1 protein-coding gene is annotated in these 1047 nt (G+C 59.8%); it reads right to left on the reverse strand.

The genetic code is table 11. The annotated features are described in order from the left end of the window. Positions 1 to 964: IS481-like element ISRel2 family transposase (locus K6N12_RS33525; protein WP_183600220.1), on the reverse strand; the 964-nt coding region annotated here is incomplete at its 3' end. Between the last annotated feature and the right edge of the window lie 83 nt (positions 965 to 1047).

Consider the following 1047-nt stretch of genomic DNA (forward strand, 5'->3'; position numbering starts at 1 on the left):
TGTGGAGCCTCAACAGGTTGTCCTGGGTAAGAGCGAGCCTAGTGATTGGTGGTTTTGAGTTTAGACTTCCGTGAGGCCTGTGCCAATTGTAGCGATGAAGCCATCGTGGCAGTTCGGCGGCGCGCATGTCCGAGTTGGGATAGGCGACGGCGTAGGCCCACTCTCTGAGGGCGGTCTGGATGAAGCGTTCGGCCTTTCCGTTGGTTTTAGGCGTATATGGTCTGGTGCGAACGTGCTTGAGGCCGTTGTCGCGACAAGCTTGGCCGAATGGCTTTGATGTGTAGCAGGGACCATTGTCGGTCATGACGCGCTCGACCGCGATCCCGAGGCTGGCATAATAGGCCAATGCCGCCTTCAAGAAGGCCACGGCGCTTTCTTTCGTCTCGTCCGGCAATATCTGTGAGAAAGCGATGCGAGAGGCATCGTCGATGGCCACATGAACGCATTCCCAACCGGCGCCCCAACTCTTGCCTCTGCGCGAACTCTGGCGAGTGCGATCGCCGGTGATGCGGTGGCCGACCTCATGAAACCGGCCGAGCTTCTTGATGTCGATATGAATCATCTCGCCGGGAGCCTGGCGTTCATAACGACGCACAGGCTCGGCCGGCTCGATATCCTTGAGGCGGGAGTGGCCTGCGCGCTTGAGAACCCGGCTCACCGTCGCTGCAGATACACCGGTTTCGATCGCGATGTGCTTGCCAGTCAGGCGCTGGCGGCGAAGCGTGATGATGCGCTCCGCCAGCGCCTGACTGGTCTGCCGGGGCATGGCATGAGGTCGGGAGGAACGATCGAGCATCGCCTCTCGACCACCGGCCTTGAAACGCTCGACCCAACGGGCGACGATCTTGGCCGCGACGCCATAGGCCTGTGCTGCCTGAGCCTGGGTCAGATGCCCTTCGATAACAGCAAGCGCCATTTGTTCCCGGCGCAACGGCGTCAGTCGGGCATTCTTATGAATGTTCATTCGCGGCGATCCTTCCGACTCGAGGTGTGATAGCTCCAGTCTCCTAAATCCGCTTTGAATGGACAACCTCCCGAAAGCTCACA

This window comes from Rhizobium redzepovicii (genome assembly GCF_019793435.1).
Taxonomy (GTDB): Bacteria; Pseudomonadota; Alphaproteobacteria; order Rhizobiales; family Rhizobiaceae; genus Rhizobium; species Rhizobium redzepovicii.